The organism is Streptomyces sp. NRRL F-6676 (assembly GCF_000725625.1).
GTDB lineage: Bacteria > Actinomycetota > Actinomycetes > Streptomycetales > Streptomycetaceae > Streptomyces.
In genome coordinates, this window is sequence record NZ_JOHS01000045.1 from 32,875 (window position 1) to 50,534 (window position 17,660).

The 17,660-nt window shown below is 72.2% G+C and carries 20 protein-coding genes; 18 read left to right on the forward strand and 2 right to left on the reverse strand.

Annotated elements, in window-relative coordinates; all coding sequences use genetic code 11:
• Nucleotides 1-44: 44 nt before the first annotated feature.
• Complete coding sequence (gene ffh / locus IO29_RS24145; RefSeq protein WP_030381552.1) at nt 45-1,613, forward strand: signal recognition particle protein; 1,569 nt, start codon at nt 45-47, stop codon at nt 1,611-1,613.
• Nucleotides 1,614-1,852: 239 nt separating this feature from the next.
• On the opposite strand, the gene IO29_RS24150 is transcribed toward ffh, so the two are convergent.
• The gene (locus tag IO29_RS24150) at nt 1,853-2,785 is read right to left on the reverse strand and encodes a methyltransferase type 11 (protein ID WP_030381551.1); all 933 of its coding nucleotides are present in this window, start codon (nt 2,783-2,785) and stop codon (nt 1,853-1,855) included.
• A 502-nt stretch (nt 2,786-3,287) separates the two neighbouring features.
• Between IO29_RS24150 and IO29_RS24155 the strand changes: the two genes are divergently transcribed.
• The 17 genes from IO29_RS24155 (at nt 3,288) to IO29_RS24235 (ending at nt 17,104) form a co-directional block, all read left to right on the forward strand.
• Nucleotides 3,288-3,884, forward strand: coding sequence for a hypothetical protein (locus IO29_RS24155; RefSeq protein WP_030381550.1), 597 nt, complete (start codon nt 3,288-3,290; stop codon nt 3,882-3,884).
• A gap of 373 nt (nt 3,885-4,257) precedes the next feature.
• Nucleotides 4,258-4,686, forward strand: a complete 429-nt coding sequence (gene rpsP, locus IO29_RS24160; RefSeq protein ID WP_030381549.1) for a 30S ribosomal protein S16 — start codon at nt 4,258-4,260, stop codon at nt 4,684-4,686.
• Between the two features lie 5 nt (nt 4,687-4,691).
• On the forward strand, nt 4,692-4,931 hold the full coding sequence (locus tag IO29_RS24165; RefSeq protein WP_003973401.1) for an RNA-binding protein: 240 nt from the start codon (nt 4,692-4,694) through the stop codon (nt 4,929-4,931).
• A 133-nt stretch (nt 4,932-5,064) separates the two neighbouring features.
• Complete coding sequence (rimM, locus tag IO29_RS24170; RefSeq protein WP_030381548.1) at nt 5,065-5,757, forward strand: ribosome maturation factor RimM; 693 nt, start codon at nt 5,065-5,067, stop codon at nt 5,755-5,757.
• A complete protein-coding gene (gene trmD / locus IO29_RS24175; protein ID WP_030381547.1) occupies nt 5,757-6,590 on the forward strand; it encodes a tRNA (guanosine(37)-N1)-methyltransferase TrmD in 834 nt (277 codons plus the stop codon). The genes rimM and trmD overlap by 1 nt, the downstream gene beginning before the upstream one ends.
• A gap of 137 nt (nt 6,591-6,727) precedes the next feature.
• Nucleotides 6,728-7,078, forward strand: a complete 351-nt coding sequence (gene rplS, locus IO29_RS24180) for a 50S ribosomal protein L19 (RefSeq protein ID WP_006139561.1) — start codon at nt 6,728-6,730, stop codon at nt 7,076-7,078.
• Between the two features lie 95 nt (nt 7,079-7,173).
• Nucleotides 7,174-7,941, forward strand: a complete 768-nt coding sequence (gene lepB / locus IO29_RS24185) for a signal peptidase I (protein WP_030381546.1) — start codon at nt 7,174-7,176, stop codon at nt 7,939-7,941.
• Nucleotides 7,934-9,034, forward strand: a complete 1,101-nt coding sequence (gene lepB / locus IO29_RS24190; RefSeq protein ID WP_030381545.1) for a signal peptidase I — start codon at nt 7,934-7,936, stop codon at nt 9,032-9,034. Before lepB (IO29_RS24185) ends, lepB (IO29_RS24190) begins: the two co-directional genes overlap by 8 nt.
• Entirely contained in the window at nt 8,919-9,935 is a 1,017-nt protein-coding gene (lepB, locus tag IO29_RS24195; protein WP_158709369.1) for a signal peptidase I, read from the forward strand. The genes lepB (IO29_RS24190) and lepB (IO29_RS24195) overlap by 116 nt, the downstream gene beginning before the upstream one ends.
• A gap of 79 nt (nt 9,936-10,014) precedes the next feature.
• The gene (gene lepB, locus IO29_RS24200; RefSeq protein WP_030381543.1) at nt 10,015-10,758 is read left to right on the forward strand and encodes a signal peptidase I; all 744 of its coding nucleotides are present in this window, start codon (nt 10,015-10,017) and stop codon (nt 10,756-10,758) included.
• Nucleotides 10,748-11,296, forward strand: a complete 549-nt coding sequence (locus tag IO29_RS24205; RefSeq protein ID WP_030381542.1) for an NUDIX hydrolase — start codon at nt 10,748-10,750, stop codon at nt 11,294-11,296. The genes lepB (IO29_RS24200) and IO29_RS24205 overlap by 11 nt, the downstream gene beginning before the upstream one ends.
• A gap of 55 nt (nt 11,297-11,351) precedes the next feature.
• A complete protein-coding gene (locus IO29_RS24210; RefSeq protein ID WP_014675276.1) occupies nt 11,352-11,660 on the forward strand; it encodes a DUF2469 domain-containing protein in 309 nt (102 codons plus the stop codon).
• A gap of 169 nt (nt 11,661-11,829) precedes the next feature.
• Nucleotides 11,830-12,276 (forward strand): YraN family protein, encoded by a 447-nt coding sequence (locus IO29_RS24215; protein WP_030381541.1) that lies wholly within the window; start codon nt 11,830-11,832, stop codon nt 12,274-12,276.
• The gene (locus tag IO29_RS24220; RefSeq protein ID WP_030381540.1) at nt 12,276-13,901 is read left to right on the forward strand and encodes a YifB family Mg chelatase-like AAA ATPase; all 1,626 of its coding nucleotides are present in this window, start codon (nt 12,276-12,278) and stop codon (nt 13,899-13,901) included. Before IO29_RS24215 ends, IO29_RS24220 begins: the two co-directional genes overlap by 1 nt.
• On the forward strand, nt 13,898-15,229 hold the full coding sequence (dprA, locus tag IO29_RS24225) for a DNA-processing protein DprA (RefSeq protein WP_234307607.1): 1,332 nt from the start codon (nt 13,898-13,900) through the stop codon (nt 15,227-15,229). Before IO29_RS24220 ends, dprA begins: the two co-directional genes overlap by 4 nt.
• Nucleotides 15,230-15,552: 323 nt before the next feature.
• Nucleotides 15,553-16,392, forward strand: coding sequence for an RNA polymerase sigma factor WhiG (gene whiG / locus IO29_RS24230; RefSeq protein WP_030381538.1), 840 nt, complete (start codon nt 15,553-15,555; stop codon nt 16,390-16,392).
• A gap of 154 nt (nt 16,393-16,546) precedes the next feature.
• Nucleotides 16,547-17,104: a TetR/AcrR family transcriptional regulator gene (locus IO29_RS24235; protein WP_030381537.1), complete on the forward strand. Its 558-nt coding sequence runs from the start codon at nt 16,547-16,549 to the stop codon at nt 17,102-17,104.
• A 33-nt stretch (nt 17,105-17,137) separates the two neighbouring features.
• On the opposite strand, the gene IO29_RS24240 is transcribed toward IO29_RS24235, so the two are convergent.
• Nucleotides 17,138-17,653 carry a M23 family metallopeptidase gene (locus tag IO29_RS24240; protein ID WP_078853565.1) on the reverse strand — a complete coding sequence of 172 codons (516 nt, stop codon included), beginning with the start codon at nt 17,651-17,653 and terminating at the stop codon, nt 17,138-17,140.
• Nucleotides 17,654-17,660 lie beyond the last annotated feature (7 nt).

A 17,660-nucleotide genomic window follows, 5' to 3' on the forward strand; every position in this document is an offset into this window, starting at 1 on the left:
GGAAGACGCTCAGACTGCCCCCGACTCCGAGGACCGACGCCGCCGTGTTCGACACTCTCTCCGATCGCCTCTCAGCGACCTTCAAGAATCTGCGCGGCAAGGGGCGGTTGTCCGAGGCGGACATCGACGCCACGGCCCGCGAGATCCGCATCGCGCTCCTCGAGGCGGACGTGGCCCTGCCGGTCGTCCGTACGTTCATCAAGAACGTCAAGGAGCGCGCCCTCGGCTCCGAGGTCTCCCGCGCGCTGAACCCCGCCCAGCAGGTCCTCAAGATCGTCAATGAGGAACTGGTCACGATTCTCGGCGGCGAGACCCGCCGCCTGCGGTTCGCCAAGCAGCCGCCCACCGTGATCATGCTCGCGGGTCTACAGGGTGCCGGTAAGACGACCCTCGCGGGCAAGCTGGGCCGCTGGCTCAAGGAGCAGGGCCACTCGCCGCTCCTCGTCGCCTGTGACCTCCAGCGCCCCAACGCCGTCAACCAGCTCAGCGTCGTCGCCGAGCGCGCCGGCGTCGCGGTCTACGCGCCGGAACCGGGCAACGGCGTCGGCGACCCGGTCAAGGTCGCCAAGGACTCCATCGAGTTCGCCAAGAACAAGGTCCACGACATCGTGATCGTGGACACCGCCGGCCGCCTCGGCATCGACCAGGAGCTGATGCGGCAGGCCGCGGACATCCGCGACGCCGTCAGCCCCGACGAGATCCTCTTCGTCGTCGACGCGATGATCGGCCAGGACGCCGTCAACACCGCGGAGGCCTTCCGCGACGGCGTCGGCTTCGACGGCGTCGTCCTCTCCAAGCTCGACGGCGACGCCCGCGGCGGCGCGGCCCTGTCGATCGCCTCGGTGACCGGCAAGCCGATCATGTTCGCGTCGAACGGCGAGAAGCTCGACGACTTCGACGCCTTCCACCCGGACCGGATGGCCTCCCGCATCCTCGACATGGGTGACCTGCTCACCCTGATCGAGCAGGCGGAGCGGACCTTCAGCCAGGCCGAGGCCGAGAAGATGGCCTCCAAACTGGCCTCCAAGAAGGGCCAGGACTTCACACTCGACGACTTCCTGGCCCAGATGGAGCAGGTCAGGAAGATGGGCTCGATCTCCAAGCTGCTCGGGATGCTGCCGGGCATGGGGCAGATCAAGGACCAGATCAACAACATCGACGAGCGGGACGTCGACCGTACGGCCGCGATCATCAAGTCGATGACCCCGGCCGAGCGCCAGGAGCCGACGATCATCAACGGCTCGCGGCGGGCCCGTATCGCGCGGGGTTCCGGCGTCGAGGTCAGCGCCGTGAAGAACCTGGTCGAACGGTTCTTCGAGGCGCGGAAGATGATGTCCCGCATGGCGCAGGGCGGCGGAATGCCCGGTATGCCGGGGATGCCCGGCATGGGTGGTGGTCCCGGCCGGCAGAAGAAGCAGCAGAAGAAGGCCAAGGGCAAGCAGCGCTCGGGCAACCCGATGAAGCGCAAGCAGCAGGAGCAGGAGGCCGAGGCCCGCCGCGCGGCCGCCGCCGCGCAGGGTGCCGGCCAGGACGGCAACGCGTTCGGACTGCCGCAGCAGGGCGCCGGTCAGGACTTCGAGCTGCCGGACGAGTTCAAGAAGTTCATGGGCTGAGCGGACGGCGCCGAGGCCCTGAGCGGGCGCCGCCGAGGTTTTGAACGGGCGGCGCCACGGGCCGGACGGGTGGCGTCACCGGCTGGACGGGCGCCGCCACGGGCCGGACGGGGTGGCGTCAGCGGCCGGAAGGGCGCCGCCACGGGCCGCACGGGTGGCGTCACCGGTCGGACGGGCGGCGCCACGGGCGCCGGACGGGTGGTGGCCGGGAGCGACCGCAGGCGCCCCCGGTCCGCCGTTCATCCCCTCCGGGCGACCAGGTAGCGGAAGACGTTCGGCATCCACACCGTGCCGTCCTCGCGCACATGCGGATGCAGTGCCTCCGCCAGCTCCTTCTCGATCTGCTCCTCGTCCGTCACGGCGAGGGCCGCGTCGAACAGACCGGTGGACCTGAGCCCCCGCACCGCACTGCCCGTGTCCGCGTACCCGAACGGGCAGGCGACCCGCCCCGACCCGTCCGGCCGCAGCCCGGCCCGCTGCGCGGCCTCCTCCAGCTGGTCCCGGCCGGCCGGCCGCCAGTCGGCGGCTCCCGGCGACGGAGCGGCACCGGTCTGCCCGTCGGTGTCCCCGCCGCGCACCGGATCCGCCAGCTTCGCCGCCACCCGCAGGACGGACGCCGTCGCGCACCGCTCCGCCGGGCCCCACCCGGCGAGCACCACCGCGCCGCCGCGCTCCGCCAGCGGCGCCGCCTCCCCGAGTGCCTCGACGAGGCCCTCGGTGCCGCCGGACGGGGGACCAAGGGGTTCGAACACGGTGACGACGTCGTACCCGGGGCGTCCGGACGGCGGGGCCGCGTCACCGGGCGCCCCCTCCACGAGCCGCGCACACCCCGGCGCGGGCTCCCGCGCGGGCGCCCCCGCGTGCGGGACTTGCGCGCCCGCGCCCGGCAGCAGCCGCTCCCGCGCGAGCGCCAGCAGCTCGGCGTGCCCGGTGTCCACCCCCGTCACCGCCGCGCCCCGCGCGGCCGCCAGCAGCAGCGCCAGCCCGGAACCGCAGCCGAGCCCGAGCAGCCGCGTACCGGCGCCCACACCGAGCCGCTCGTAGACCGCCTCGTAGAGCGGGACCAGCATCCGCTCCTGGATCTCGGCCCAGTCCCGTGCGCGGGCGCGTGCGTCCACGCGGGGCGGGGAGCCGGCGTGTGCCGGATGCTGTCGCACGAGCGTAGGTGTCATCAAAAGCGCCCCAATCCGCCGAGAGTTGCCCCTGTACCCGATTCCGTGGCCCCCGTGACGTGCGCGCGCTCCCCCCGTATGCCAGGAAACTCCGCACCTGTCGTGACGTCCAGTGGGCGCGGCACACTCCTTGCCACGCGGCGCCACTCGTCGGGGTACCGCATACGGGACGGAGTACGCCGTCGGCGCCGCGCCCCGCCCGTGCCTCGTGCGCCCCCACGGGCGGGGCCGGTGCCATGGCGCTACCGGGTACCCGGTAACGTCGGGGCGGCCGGGGCCCGTTGGGGCGAGTGCGAAGGCCGACGGGCCTGCCGCGGCCGTCGGCTACACGACTGTCCGTACGTGCGACTACGCACCAGCTTGGTACGAGCTGTGAGGCTTCTCCGGGGATCGGCGCACCCGCCCTCGTCGCGACGCATCAGCCGTAACTGACGGGTACGTGCAAAATATTTGGGATGGCCCGGAATAGGAACACGGGAGCCCTCCGGCTCGTTGTCATTACGTGAGCACGACACCAACTGTTCTCGCCGCAGAGCTGGCGCAGGCGTGGGCCGACATTCAGCGGCACCACCCCGAGCTGCCCGACCTTGCCGCACCCGAATCCCTGATCGGAGAGTCGTCGTCCGCCTGCGGACACGAACTCTCCTTCGAGCGCCTGCTGCACGAGGCGGTCCACGGCATCGCCGCCGCCCGCGGCATCCGTGACACCTCACGCGCAGGCCGCTACCACAACCGCCGATTCCTCACGATCGCCGAGGAGCTGGGCCTGGACCACCCCGACGAGCCGCATCCCAGCAGCGGCTTCTCGCTGGTCACACTCAACCCCGAGGCCAAGCGGAGGTACCGGCCCACGATCGAGCGGCTTCAGCGCGCGCTGAAGGCCCACTCGGCGGCGACGGCCGCCGACACGGCCCGCTCGTTCCGCGGTCCCGCCGCCCGCCACGGCTCCTCCGGCGGCGGCGTCCGTGTCAAGGCCGTGTGCGACTGCGGGCGCAACGTCCGCGTCGTGCCGTCGGTCCTGGCCCAGGCGCCGATCATGTGCGGCGGGTGCGGAAAGCCGTTCCGCATCCCGGAGGTCGTGGGCGCCGGCGTGGGCTGACCCTTCCGGCATCTCGTGGATGCCGGAAGGGTCCGGCCGTCGCCGGCCCACCGCGTACGCCCGCTCAAGGGCCCGCACCCTGCGGGAGCGCACCCCGCGCAGGGCGGCCCGGCCTCAGCCGCACCCCGCGCGAGGCCGTCCCCGGACGGCCCCGCGCCGGGTGCCGCTGAGGGCTGCCCGGGCGCGGGCAGCGGCCCCGTCCCCCGGGGACGGCGCGCCGCGCGGTGTGTGGCACAATGGCTAGCTGTACTCGACAGCCGCACAGGACCCCTCTCTCCTCCGGCTGACGCGTCCGTCGGGCACTCGGGTACCGCAACCCCACGCGGCTTCCTCGCCGTGCCCAACCACGTCAAATCCAGGAGAACCCACTCCCGTGGCAGTCAAGATCAAGCTGAAGCGTCTGGGCAAGATCCGTTCGCCTCACTACCGCATCGTCGTCGCCGACTCCCGTACCCGCCGTGACGGCCGGGCCATCGAGGAGATCGGTCTGTACCACCCGGTGCAGAACCCCTCGCGCATCGAGGTCAACGCCGACCGTGTCGCGTACTGGCTCTCCGTCGGCGCTCAGCCGACCGAGCCCGTGCTCGCCATCCTGAAGAAGACCGGCGACTGGCAGAAGTACAAGGGCGAGCCCGCCCCCGCGCCGCTGCTCCAGCCGCAGGAGAAGTCGGCCCGCCCGGTGTTCGAGTCCCTCGGCGGTGACGACGAGGGCAAGGGTGAGGCGATCACCCAGAAGAAGAAGGCCGAGAAGAAGGACGAGGCCGCCGCCGAGTCCTCTTCCACCGAGTCGACCGAGGCCTGAGCAGCATGCTCGAAGAGGCGCTCGAGCACCTCGTGAAGGGCATCGTCGACAACCCTGACGATGTGCAGGTGGCCTCGCGCAACCTGCGCCGCGGTCGTGTGCTCGAGGTCCGGGTCCACCCCGACGACCTCGGCAAGGTGATCGGCCGCAACGGCCGCACCGCACGCGCACTGCGCACCGTCGTGGGTGCCATCGGTGGCCGTGGTGTCCGCGTCGACCTCGTCGACGTGGACCACGTCCGCTGACGCGTCATCGCAACCGGCTCGGGCCGGGGAGGGCCTCCGTGCCCGCCCCGGCCCGCAGTCGTTTCCAGGTGCCCGGTCGCCCCAGGCGTCCCGGGTGCCCGTTCCAGACGTTCCCGACAGGAGATCTTCCACAGTGCAGCTGGTAGTCGCACGGATCGGCCGCGCCCACGGCATCAAGGGCGAGGTCACCGTCGAGGTCCGTACCGACGAGCCGGAGGTCCGGCTCGCCCCCGGCGCCGTACTCGCCACCGACCCGGCCTCCGCGGGCCCGCTCACCATCGAGACCGGCCGGGTGCACAGCGGCCGGCTGCTCCTGCGCTTCGAGGGCGTGCGCGACCGCACCGCCGCCGAGGCCCTGCGCAACACCGTCCTGATCGCCGACATCGACCCCGACGAGCTGCCCGAGGGCGAGGACGAGTACTACGACCACCAGCTCATCGACCTCGACGTCGTCACCGAGGACGGCACCGAGGTCGGCCGGATCACCGAGGTCTCCCACCTGCCCTCGCAGGACCTGTTCGTCGTGGAGCGCCCGGACGGCACCGAGGTGATGATCCCGTTCGTCGAGGAGATCGTCACCACCGTCGACCTGGCGGAGCAGAAGGCCGTCATCGACCCGCCGCCCGGGCTGATCGACGACCGCGCGGAAATCGCCTCCGCGCGCGCGGACGACGCCATCCCTGAGAGCGATGCCGCTCCTGAGGGCGACGCCACTCCTGAGGACGATGCCGCTCCTGGGGATGACGTTGCTCCCGAGGACGACGAAAACGCGGCCACCGGCGAGGACGGCGACGCCCCCGGTGCGGCCCCGGGAGCGCGGGCGTAATGCGGCTCGACGTCGTCACGATCTTCCCCGAGTACCTGGACCCCCTGAATGTCTCCCTCGTCGGCAAGGCCCGCGCGCGCGGCCGGCTCGACGTGCACGTGCACGATCTGCGGTCCTGGACGTACGACCGCCACAACACCGTCGACGACACCCCCTACGGCGGCGGCCCCGGCATGGTCATGAAGACCGAACCCTGGGGCGACGCCCTGGACACCGTCCTCGCCGACGGCTACGAGGACGGCGCCCACGGACCCGTCCTCGTCGTCCCCACGCCCAGCGGCCGGCCCTTCAGTCAGGAGCTCGCCGCCGAGCTGTCGCAGCGCCCCTGGCTGGTCTTCACGCCCGCGCGCTACGAGGGCATCGACCGCCGGGTCACCGACGAGTACGCGCGGCGGCTGCCCGTCTACGAGGTGTCCATCGGCGACTACGTCCTGGCCGGCGGCGAGGCGGCCGTCCTGGTGATCACCGAGGCCGTCGCCCGGCTGCTCCCCGGCGTCCTCGGCAACGCCGAGTCCCACCAAGACGACTCCTTCGCCCCCGGCGCCATGGCGAGCCTCCTGGAGGGCCCCGTCTACACCAAGCCGCCCCACTGGCGCGGCCACGGCATCCCTGAGGTGCTGCTCAGCGGTCACCACGGGAAGATCGCCCGCTGGCGCCGCGACGAGGCCCTCAGACGCACCAGCGCCCACCGCCCCGACCTCATCGAGGGCTGCCCGCCCGCCGCCTTCGACAAGAAGGACCGCGAGATGCTCTCCATCCTCGGCTGGGCCCCCGACCCCGAGGGGGAGCCCTACGGCCGATTTTGGCGCAGGCCGCACGACGTGGAAGAATAGGCCGCTGTTGTCCGGAGTCCGGCGCGCGCCCCTGCCACAGGGGGACACGACGCCCGCCCCGACCCCGACGGCAACCATCCTCCGTAGCACTCGTTCCCGTTGATGACCTGTGGCATCAGCGAAGAAAGCAGACTGACATGTCCCACCTGCTCGACACCGTCGACGCCGCGTCGCTGCGCAGCGACGTCCCGAACTTCCGCCCGGGCGACACCGTCAACGTCCACGTGCGCGTCATCGAGGGCAACCGCTCCCGTGTGCAGCAGTTCAAGGGCGTCGTCATCCGCCGCCAGGGCTCCGGCGTCCGCGAGACCTTCACGGTCCGCAAGGTCTCCTTCTCCGTCGGCGTCGAGCGCACCTTCCCGGTGCACACCCCGATCGTGGAGAAGATCGAGCTCGTCACCCGCGGTGACGTGCGCCGCGCCAAGCTGTACTACCTTCGTGAGCTGCGCGGCAAGGCCGCGAAGATCAAGGAGAAGCGCGACAACTGAGCGCGCTGCCGGACGCGCCCGCGGGTGCGTCGGCGGGTGCGCCGAGGGGCGCACTGACGGGGTCCACATCGCGGGCCGGATAGCATCTGGCCCCGATGGACACCGAAACACCGCACGTGGAACGCGACCGTTCCTCCCGCCTTCCCGACTCCGAGGATCCCTCGGACACGGAGGGGCCGGAGGAGCGGTCGCGTTTTTCATGGGTTTCCCGCGCTTCGTCGGCCTCCCGCCTGCCGTCGGCCTCCCGCATGTCAGGGATCTCCCGCGCCGTGCGGTGGCTCCCCGGCGGGCGCCTCACGTTCGGCGCGCTGTTCTGTCTGCTCGCCCTCCTGCTGTTCAGCACCTTCGTCGCCCAGCCGTTCGAAATTCCCAGCGGTTCCATGGAGAACGGATTGAGGATCGGGGACCGCGTTCTCGTAAATAAGTTGGCGTACCGTTTCGGTGCACCGCGGCGCGGCGATGTCGTCGTGTTCGACGGGGCGGGGAACTTCGGAAACGGGGACTACGTCAAGCGCGTTGTCGGTGTGGGCGGCGACCATGTGGTCTGCTGCGACAAGGAGGGGAGGCTCGAGGTGAACGGCCGGCCGGTCGACGAGTCGTCGTTTCTGCATCCCGGTGACACTCCGTCCGACGTCCCCTTCGACGTCGTCGTGCCCGAGGGCAGGCTCTTCGTCCTCGGCGACCACCGCGCGGACTCCAGCGACTCCCGGGACCGCCTGGGCGCGCCCGGCGGCGGCATGGTCCCGGTCGGCGACGTGATCGGGCGGGCCGAGTGGATCGTGTGGCCCGCGGGGCACTGGACGCACCTGGAACGGCCCGGCGCCTACGCGCGCGTGCCCGCCGCGGACGGTGTCCATGGGTAACCGGGGCCGACCCCGCGGCTCGGGCCCCAGCGGTTCCGCCGCGGACAATCTGCTGCCCACCGGCTCCCGCCGGGCCGGCGCACCGGCCGGCGGCGGGCCCACGGGGCGCAGCCGGGCCGAGCGGCGCAAGCTTCAGCGCAAGGTCAAGCGCAAGCGGCGGCGCAGCGCCGTGCGGGAGATACCTCTCCTCGTCGGTGTCGCCGTCCTGATCGCGCTGGTCCTCAAGACCTTCCTCGTCCAGGCGTTCGTGATCCCGTCGGGCTCCATGGAGAACACGATCCAGATCGGCGACCGGGTCGTCGTCGACAAGCTCACCCCCTGGTTCGGCTCCGAGCCCAAGCGGGGCGACGTGGTCGTGTTCCGCGACCCGGGGAACTGGCTCGCGGGCGAGAAGACCGCCAAGAAGGACGACCCCGTCGTCGTCAAGCAGATCAAGCAGGGGCTCGTCGCCATCGGGCTGCTGCCCTCCGACAACGACCGGGACCTCATCAAGCGGGTCGTCGCCGTCGGCGGCGACACCGTCAAGTGCTGCGACAGCGACGGCCGCATGACGGTGAACGGCATGCCCCTGGACGAGCCGTACATTCACCCGGGGAACAAACCTTCGGACTTCTCCTTCTCCGTCACCGTCCCGCAGGGCCGGCTCTGGGTCATGGGCGATCACCGCGCCAACTCGGCCGACTCCCGTTACCACCGCTCCGAGAAGTACGGCGGCACGGTCTCCGAGAAGTCCGTCGTCGGCCGCGCGGTCGGCATCGTCTGGCCGTTCGGACACTGGACCAGGCTGCGGGAGCCGAACACATATGCGTCGGTGCCGGACGGGACGGCCACCGCGACGGCCGCGTCGCATAGGGTGGCGTCCTCGGACCGAAACGGAATGATCCCTCTCCCGACCCCTGCGGAACTCCCGCTCGTTATGGGAGTGGTGGGCCTGCGCCGACGGTGGCGCGGGCGGCGGCACAAGGTGAGGAGTGGATGTGGGGGATTTGGCGGTCGGCGCACGGTCCGGACAGGATGGTCCGGAAGACGAGCCCGAGCGATCCGACGGAACGGCGTCCCCGGCAATGAAAGACACCGCGTACCCCGGGAGTGACCCCGGGGACGGCGAGCACAACGGTCCCACCGATGCGGCACCCGGCCCCGGGGACGGCGGCGGCTCCCGCACCACCGAGAGCGACGGCTCCCGGACGGGCGGCCCGAAGAAACCGCGCTCCTTCTGGAAGGAGTTGCCGCTGCTCATCGGCATCGCGCTGGTGCTCGCGCTGCTGATCAAGACCTTCCTGGTGCAGGCGTTCTCGATCCCCTCGGCCTCTATGGAGAACACCCTCCAGATCGGCGACCGGGTCCTCGTCGACAAGCTCACCCCCTGGTTCGGCTCCGAGCCCGACCGCGGTGAGGTCGTCGTCTTCCACGACCCCGACAACTGGCTCGCGGGCGAGCCCACGCCCACCCCCAACCCGGTGCAGCGGGTCCTCGGCTGGATCGGCCTGATGCCGTCGGCCAACGAGAAGGACCTCATCAAGCGCGTCATCGGCGTCGCCGGCGACACCGTCGAGTGCAACGGCACCGGCCCGCTGAAGGTCAACGGCAAGCCCCTCGACGAGACGTCGTACGTCTACGCCGGGAACACCCCTTGCAGCCTCGACGACGAGGGCGGGAAGTTCAAGGTCACGGTACCGGCGGGCAAAATCTGGGTCATGGGCGACCACCGGCAGAACTCGCTGGACTCCCGCTACCACCGCTCCGACAAGAACGGTGGCTTCGTCCCCGTCGGCAACGTCGTGGGCCGCGCCATCGTCATCGCCTGGCCCCCCACCCGCTGGGACACGCTGCCCGTCCCGGACACCTTCGACCAGAACCTGAGCGCCGCCGCGGCGCCCGACGCGCTGGCCCTCGTGGGCGTCGCCCCGCTGGTCCTGTGGCGCAGGCGGCGCCGCACCGTGCGTGTTACCGGCGGAAAGACCCGGGTTTCCGGCGGCGGTACCGCCGGGTAGGGTGCCGTCCCGTATCTCCGATCCTCCGCGCCCCCACCCGGGCGGCGGAGGCATATCTCCGACGTGGGGGAGCACTGGGATGAGCGGGACAGGTCGTACGGGCGGGGGCCGCGGGCGGTTCGGCAGCGTGCTGTCGAACATCGCCGTGGCCCTCGGCTGTGTCCTCTTCCTCGGCGGATTCGGCTGGGGCGCCCTCGTGTACAAGCCTTATACGGTGCCGACCTCCTCCATGACGCCCACCATCGACGCCGGCGACCGGGTGCTCGCCCAGCGCGTCGACGGCGACGACATCGAACGCGGTGACGTCGTCGTCTTCCGGCAGCAGAGCTGGGGCGACGCGCCCATGGTCAAGCGGGTCGTGGCGGTCGGCGGCGACACCGTCGGCTGCTGCACCGACGGCAAGCTGACCGTCAACGGCAAGCAGATCGACGAGCCCTATCTGCCCGCCGGCCAGGCCGCCGAGTCCAGGAAGATCCCCACGCTCACCGTTCCCAAGGGCCGGCTGTTCCTCCTCGGCGACGAGCGCAGCGGCTCCCTCGACTCCACCGCCCACCTCACCGAGGCCGGCAGCGGCACGGTGCCGCGCAGCGCGGTGGACTCCCGCGTGGACGCCGTCGCCTGGCCGATGCACGGCATGCTGGCCCGCCCGACCGGGTTCGAGGCGCTCGGCCCGCTCTCCTCGCCGGGGCCGCTGCGGATCATCCTCGCCGCGATCGTCGCCGGGGTCGTACTGATCCTGGGCGGAGCGGCGTACGGGCCCCTCGCCAAGCGTCTGGGCGGCAGGCGCCCGGCCTCGCGGAGGGAGCCGGCGGGTGTCCACTGAGCCGGTGCCGGCGGCACCTGGGGCCGCGGAGGGAGCGGCTCCCCAGGATGCTGAGCCACGGCTGCGCAAGGTGGCCCGTGTGGTGCTGCTCGATCCGGAGGACCGCATCCTGCTCCTCCACGGACACGAACCGGACGATCCGGCCGACGACTGGTGGTTCACCCCCGGCGGCGGACTGGAGGGCGCGGAGACCCGCGAGGAGGCCGCCCGGCGCGAACTCGCGGAGGAGACCGGCATCACCGAGATCGCGCTCGGCCCTGTGCTGTGGCGGCGCCGCTGCTCCTTCCCCTTCGCCGGGCGACGCTGGGACCAGGACGAGTGGTACTACCTGGCCCGCACCCGCCAGACCGGGACGGCGCCGACGGCCCTGACGGAACTGGAGCGGCGCAGCGTCGCCGGTGCGCGGTGGTGGACGTGCCGGGAACTGGCCCTCACCCGTGAGACGGTGTATCCGACCAGACTCGCCGGGCTGCTGCGCAGGCTGCTCGACGACGGTCCCCCGGCCGAGCCGGAGACCCTCGACACCGAAATCGTCTAGGGGCACGCGGGGCTGGCGCACAATAGGGGGACGCACGGCTGAAGGGGAACATGCCATGAGCGCCGAGGACCTCGAGAAGTACGAGACCGAGATGGAGCTGAAGCTCTACCGGGAGTACCGCGACGTCGTCGGTCTGTTCAAATATGTGATCGAGACCGAGCGGCGTTTCTACCTCACCAACGACTACGAGATGCAGGTGCACTCCGTCCAGGGTGAGGTGTTCTTTGAGGTGACGATGGCGGATGCGTGGGTCTGGGACATGTACCGGCCCGCCCGCTTCGTCAAGCAGGTACGGGTTCTCACGTTCAAGGACGTGAATATCGAGGAGCTGAACAAGAGCGACCTCGAGCTGCCGGGGGGCTGAGGGGGCCGAGGAGGCTGGGCGGGGCGGTGGTGGCAGGCGGGCTCACGTCAACGCGTGAGCCGCGCGCCACCCGTGCGGGTGACGGAGATATCCACAATCCGCCGGTTGTCCACCAAGATCCACACGTCTGCCGTTCTGCCCGCAGTGTTGGCGCCGAGGAGGTGCCGACATGGCAGAGACGTACGGGAAGAACGGCACGACTGCGAAGAACGGTGCGCGGAACGGCACAACGGCCGGCCCGCCGCGCGGCGCACGGACGGCGCGCAGCGCGCTCGGACGGTACGGGGAGGCGCTGGCGGCCCGCCGGCTCACCGATTCCGGCCTGACCGTCCTGCGGCGCAACTGGCGCTGCGGCAGGACCGGCGAGATCGACATCGTCGCCCGCGACGGCGACGCACTCGTCATCTGCGAAGTCAAGACCCGCAGGGCCGGCCCCTTCGAACACCCCATGGCCGCCATCACCCCGGCCAAGGCGGAACGCCTGCGCGGCCTCGCCGAACGCTGGTTGCAGGAACACGGCGGAGCACCACCCGGCGGCGTCCGCATCGACCTGGTCGGCGTCGTCCTACCACGACGCGGCGCACCCGTCGTCGAACACGTACGGGGGGTGGCGTGATGGGATTCGCCCGTACGTGCTCGGTGGCACTCGTCGGCGTCGAGGGCGTCGTCGTCGAGGTCCAGGCCGATCTGGAACCCGGAGTCGCCGCCTTCACCCTCGTCGGCCTGCCCGACAAGAGCCTCACCGAGAGCAAGGACCGGGTCCGCGCCGCCGTCGTCAATTCCGGCTCCGCCTGGCCCCAGAAGAAACTCACCGTCGGCCTCAGCCCCGCCTCCGTGCCCAAAAGCGGCAGCGGCTTCGATCTGGCCGTCGCCGCGGCCGTCCTCGGTGCCTGCGAGCGGATCGACCCGCGCGTCCTCGCGGACATCGTCATGATCGGCGAACTCGGCCTCGACGGCCGCGTCCGCCCCGTCCGCGGCGTCCTGCCCGCGGTCCTCGCCGCCGCCGACGCCGGCTACGAACAGGTCGTCGTCCCCGAGAGCGCGGCGGCCGAGGCCGCCCTGGTGCCCGGCGTCTCCGTCCTCGGCGTCCGCAGCCTCCGCCAGCTCATCGCCGTCCTCGCCGACGAACCCGTACCCGACGAGGACCCCGACACCGCCGGCCGGCCCGACCCGCTCCTCGCGGGGCTGCGCCTGCCCGGCACCGGAGCCGCCACCGGCATGCACACCATCGGCGCCGCCGCCCAGGACAACGGCCACGACCTCGCCGACGTCGTCGGCCAGCACGCGGCCCGCACCGCCGTCGAGGTCGCCGCCGCCGGCGGACACCACCTGTTCCTCGAAGGACCGCCCGGCGCGGGCAAGACCATGCTCGCCGAACGGCTCCCGGCCGTACTGCCCGCGCTCACCCGCCAGGAATCCCTCGAAGTCACCGCCGTCCACTCGGTCGCCGGACTCCTCCCCGCGGGCAAACCCCTCGTCGACACCGCCCCCTACTGCGCACCCCACCACTCCGCCACCATGCAGGCCCTCGTCGGCGGTGGCCAGGGCATCGCCCGCCCCGGCGCGGTCTCCCTCGCCCACAGGGGAATTCTTTTTCTGGACGAGGCCCCGGAGTTCAACAGCCACGCCCTCGACGCCCTGCGGCAGCCCCTCGAATCGGGCCACGTCGTCATCGCCCGCAGCGCCGGTGTCGTACGGTTCCCGGCCAAGTTCCTGATGGTCCTCGCCGCCAACCCCTGCCCCTGCGGCCGCTTCTCCCGGCGCGACACCCAGTGCGAATGCCCACCCTCCGTGATCCGCCGCTACCAGGCCCGGCTCTCCGGACCACTCCTGGACCGCGTCGACCTGCGCGTCGAGGTCGACCCCGTCAGCCGCTCCCAGCTCACCGACCTCGACGCCAGGGGCGAGGCCACGGCCACCGTCGCCGCCCGGGTGCACGCCGCCCGGGAACGCGCGGCCGCCCGCCTCGCCGACACCCCCTGGAGCACCAACAGCGAGATCCCCGGCCGCGAACTGCGCAGCAGGTGGCACGCCGTACCCGGCGCCATGGAAGAGGCCGAGCACCAGCTGGAACGCGGCGCGCTCACCGCCCGCGGCATCGACCGCGTCCTCCGCGTCGCCTGGACCGTCGCCGACCTCACCGGCCACGACCGCCCCGGCGTCGCCGACGTCAGCCTTGCACTCCAACTCCGCACAGGCGTCCCGCGCGGCGTCCCGATGGCCATCGGAGCGGGCACATGACCGCGGAACCACCCGCCCGGGAGGGCGGGGCGGCCGACGGCGACGGGGCCCGGGACCGCCGGTCCGGGGCCGGGCGGGCCGGCGGCCCCGGGGCGGGGACCTACCGGGCCGCCAACCAGGCAGGGGACAGGAGGGCAGGGGACTGCCGAGCTGAGGAACACCGGGGGGCCGGGGACGCACACGCCGCCGATCCGGAGCTGCTCGCCCGGGTCTTCCTCAGCCGCGTCGTCGAACCCGGCGACGAGACCGCCGGACGCTGGCTGCGCGAACGAGGCGCCGCCCAGGTCGCCGCGCACCTGAGAGCGGGCGGCGGACCACTGCCGGGCGTCTCGGAGACACGATGGGCCGGACTGCTCGCCCGCGCCCGGCGGGCCGACCCCGCACACGATCTCGCCGTCGCACGGGACGCCGGAGTGCGCTTCGTCCGCCCCGGCGACCTCGAATGGCCCGCGCAGCTCGACGACCTCGCGGACGCGCGGCCCGTCGGACTCTGGGTCCGCGGCACACCCAGCCTCCGCATGTGGGCCCTGCGCTCCGTCGCCGTCGTCGGCGCCCGCGCCTGCACCGAGTACGGGTCACACATGGCCACCACCCTCGCCGCCCAACTCGCCGAACGGGGCTGGGTCGTCATCTCCGGCGGCGCCTACGGCGTCGACGGCGCCGCCCACCGCGGTGCCCTCGCCGCCGGCGGCGCCACCGTCGCCGTCCTCGCCTGCGGCGTCGACCGCCCCTACCCCCGCGGACACACCGCGCTGCTCACCAGAATCGCCCGGCAAGGACTCGTCATCGGCGAACTGCCACCCGGCGACCACCCCACGCCCAGCAGATTCATCCAGCGCAACCGGGTCATCGCCGCCCTCACCCGGGGCACCGTCGTCGTCGAGGCCGCCCACCGCAGCGGCGCCCTCGTCACCGCCCGCGCCGCCACCCGGCTCGGCCGCCACACCATGGGCGTCCCCGGCCCCGCGACCAGCGCGCTCTCCGCCGGAGTGCACGAACTGCTGCGCGGCGACGCCGTCCTCGTCTCCGACGCCGCCGAGATCACCGAACTCGTAGGTGACATGGGAGAACTCGCACCGGACAGACACGGCCCCGTCCTCCCGCGCGACCTGCTCGACACGGGCACCGCCCACGTCCTGGCCGCCCTGCCCGGCAGCTCCACCGCCACCACCGACGACATCGCCCGCGAAGCACGCACGACCCCCGACGACGCCGTCGGAAAACTGTACGAACTCCGCGCACTTGGCTTCGTGGAACGACACGGCGACGGCTGGAAGTTGACACGCCAGGCCATCACATCCGGCCGCCCCGGACCCCACCCGCCCTGACCGAGAGTGTTCGCCCGTCCGTGGGACCCCCGGCGACCTCGGCACTTCGCACTCCCGGACACAACCGATCATCACTGTGCGTGAGGTCACCGGGAGCGTGCCGCACGCGGCGCGGCCCCTTCGCGCACGGGTGATCCACGGCCCTTCGCGCACTGCGACGGCTCAGTCACGCTACGCTCACAAGGATCCGGCAACGACGGAACACCACCAAACAGCACACGGCGACAACACTGCACACGGCGACAACGACAGAACACCCCGGCACGGGACCGACGGCACCCAAGGGCCGTACCGGTCCACGGCAGAACGGCACAAGGCGACGAATGCCCCAGCACACCTCCGGGTCCGACCGGGCGGCCATCCCCCCAGCCGCCCGCGACGGCGGCACCGTGCGCCCGCCCGCTCCCTCGACCCTCGACGAGTTGTGGCGGACGTACAAGGCGACGGGGGACGAACGGCTGCGGGAACAGCTGATCCTGCACTACTCGCCGCTGGTGAAATACGTGGCCGGCCGGGTCAGCGTCGGCCTGCCGCCCAACGTCGAACAGGCCGACTTCGTCTCCTCCGGAGTCTTCGGCCTGATCGACGCCATCGAGAAGTACGACATCGGCCGCGAAACCAAGTTCGAGACCTACGCCATCACCCGCATCCGCGGCGCCATGATCGACGAACTGCGCGCTCTGGACTGGATCCCGCGCTCGGTACGGCAGAAGGCACGCAACGTCGAACGGGCCTACACCACCTTGGAGGCACGGCTCAGACGCACTCCCACCGAGAGCGAGGTCGCCGCCGAACTCGGCATCCGCGTGGACGACCTCCACGCCGTCTTCAGCCAGCTCTCCCTGGCCAATGTGGTCGCCCTGGAAGAGATCCTGCACATCGGCGGCGAGGGCGGCGGCCTCAGCCTGATGGACACCCTGGAGGACACCGCCGCCGACAACCCGGTCGAAGTCGCCGAGGACCGCGAACTGCGCCGCTTCCTCGCGCGGGCCATCAACACCCTGCCCGAACGCGAGAAGACCGTGGTCACGCTGTACTACTTCGAAGGTCTCACTCTCGCCGAGATCGGCAACGTACTCGGCGTCACCGAGAGCCGCGTGAGCCAGATCCACACCAAATCGGTTCTGCAACTACGCGCCAAACTGGCAGGTTTCGGCCGATGAGGCGGCCTGCGCACCCCGGCACCGCCGACCACGGGTGGGGGCGAGAACGCCCATGGGCGGGGGCGAGGACCGGACACGGGTGTGAGCGAAGCCGCTGCCGCGTGCCGCGGACCCTCCGTACAGTGGGTGCGTGCCAAGGATTCGAGCGGCCTCCGTGGCCGAGCACCGGTCGATGCAGCGAGCCGCCCTGCTGGACGCGGCGCGGTCCCTGCTGGCCGAAGGCGGAACGGAAGCACTGACCTTCCCCGCCCTCGCCCAGCGCACCGGACTCGCGCGCTCCTCCGTCTACGAGTACTTCCGCTCCCGCGCCGCCGTCGTCGAAGAACTGTGCGAAGTCGACTTCCCCGTCTGGGCGGCCGACGTCCTGGCCGCCATGGAACGGGCCGGCACCCCCGAGGGCAAGGTCGAGGCCTACGTACGCCAGCAGCTCGCCCTCGTCGGGGACCGGCGGCACCGCGCCGTCGTCGCCATCTCCGCCAGCGAACTCGACGCCGGGGCCCGGGAGAAGATCCGCGCCGCCCACGGCGGACTCGTGACCCTGGTCGTCGAGGCCCTCGCCGCCCTCGGGCACGAGCAGCCCCGCATGGCGGCGATGCTGCTCCAGGGCATCGTCGACGCGGCCGTGCGCCGCATCGAGTTCGGCGCGGCCGAGGACCCCGGGACGATCACGGACGCCGCGGTCGCCCTCGCCCTGCGGGGCGTCCGGGGCTGACGCCGGACCGGCCGCTGTCCCGAAGGCCCCCGGTCACGGCGCACCCGGCACCGGCAGCAGCCGGGACGGCCCCCGGCGCAGCAGCCAGGGCGGCAGCAGGGAGAGCGGGTCGAGATAGGTCTCGCCCCGGCGCAGCCCCCAGTGCAGACAGCCCCTGGGACAGTGCCGCGGACCCGGCTCGGCGAGGAAGCCCACCACATCGCCCGGCGCGACCACGTCGCCCTTGTGCACGGAGGCGCGCACGGACTGGTAGGTGGTGCGCAGCGGCGGGGCACCGGTCCCCGCCAGCTCCACCGAGACGTCCCCGAGCCCGCCGACCGCCCCCGCGAAGGAGATCCGGCCCGCAGCGACGGCCCGCACGGGGGTATCCGGCGCCGCCGCCAGATCCACCCCGCGATGCCCCGGCCCGTAGACCGAGGCCGGCGGCTCCCAGCCACGCAACACGATGGGACGCACCCCGACAGGCCATGTGCGGGCGAGGGCGGGGACGGGGGTGACGGGCGGTGGTGCGGAAACGGGGGGAGGGGCCCCCACCCCCCTACCCCCCACCCCACCC

Coding starts and splice junctions, on each gene's coding strand:
- rplS (WP_006139561.1), top strand. CDS start 6,728: ATGTCCCACCTGCTCGACACCGTCGACGCCGCGTCGCTGCGCAGCGAC.
- IO29_RS24210 (WP_014675276.1), top strand. CDS start 11,352: ATGAGCGCCGAGGACCTCGAGAAGTACGAGACCGAGATGGAGCTGAAG.
- lepB (WP_030381545.1), top strand. CDS start 7,934: ATGGGTAACCGGGGCCGACCCCGCGGCTCGGGCCCCAGCGGTTCCGCC.
- lepB (WP_030381543.1), top strand. CDS start 10,015: ATGAGCGGGACAGGTCGTACGGGCGGGGGCCGCGGGCGGTTCGGCAGC.
- trmD (WP_030381547.1), top strand. CDS start 5,757: ATGCGGCTCGACGTCGTCACGATCTTCCCCGAGTACCTGGACCCCCTG.
- dprA (WP_234307607.1), top strand. CDS start 13,898: ATGACCGCGGAACCACCCGCCCGGGAGGGCGGGGCGGCCGACGGCGAC.
- lepB (WP_030381546.1), top strand. CDS start 7,174: ATGGACACCGAAACACCGCACGTGGAACGCGACCGTTCCTCCCGCCTT.
- IO29_RS24220 (WP_030381540.1), top strand. CDS start 12,276: ATGGGATTCGCCCGTACGTGCTCGGTGGCACTCGTCGGCGTCGAGGGC.
- whiG (WP_030381538.1), top strand. CDS start 15,553: ATGCCCCAGCACACCTCCGGGTCCGACCGGGCGGCCATCCCCCCAGCC.
- IO29_RS24150 (WP_030381551.1), bottom strand. CDS start 2,785: ATGACACCTACGCTCGTGCGACAGCATCCGGCACACGCCGGCTCCCCG.
- IO29_RS24215 (WP_030381541.1), top strand. CDS start 11,830: ATGGCAGAGACGTACGGGAAGAACGGCACGACTGCGAAGAACGGTGCG.
- IO29_RS24165 (WP_003973401.1), top strand. CDS start 4,692: ATGCTCGAAGAGGCGCTCGAGCACCTCGTGAAGGGCATCGTCGACAAC.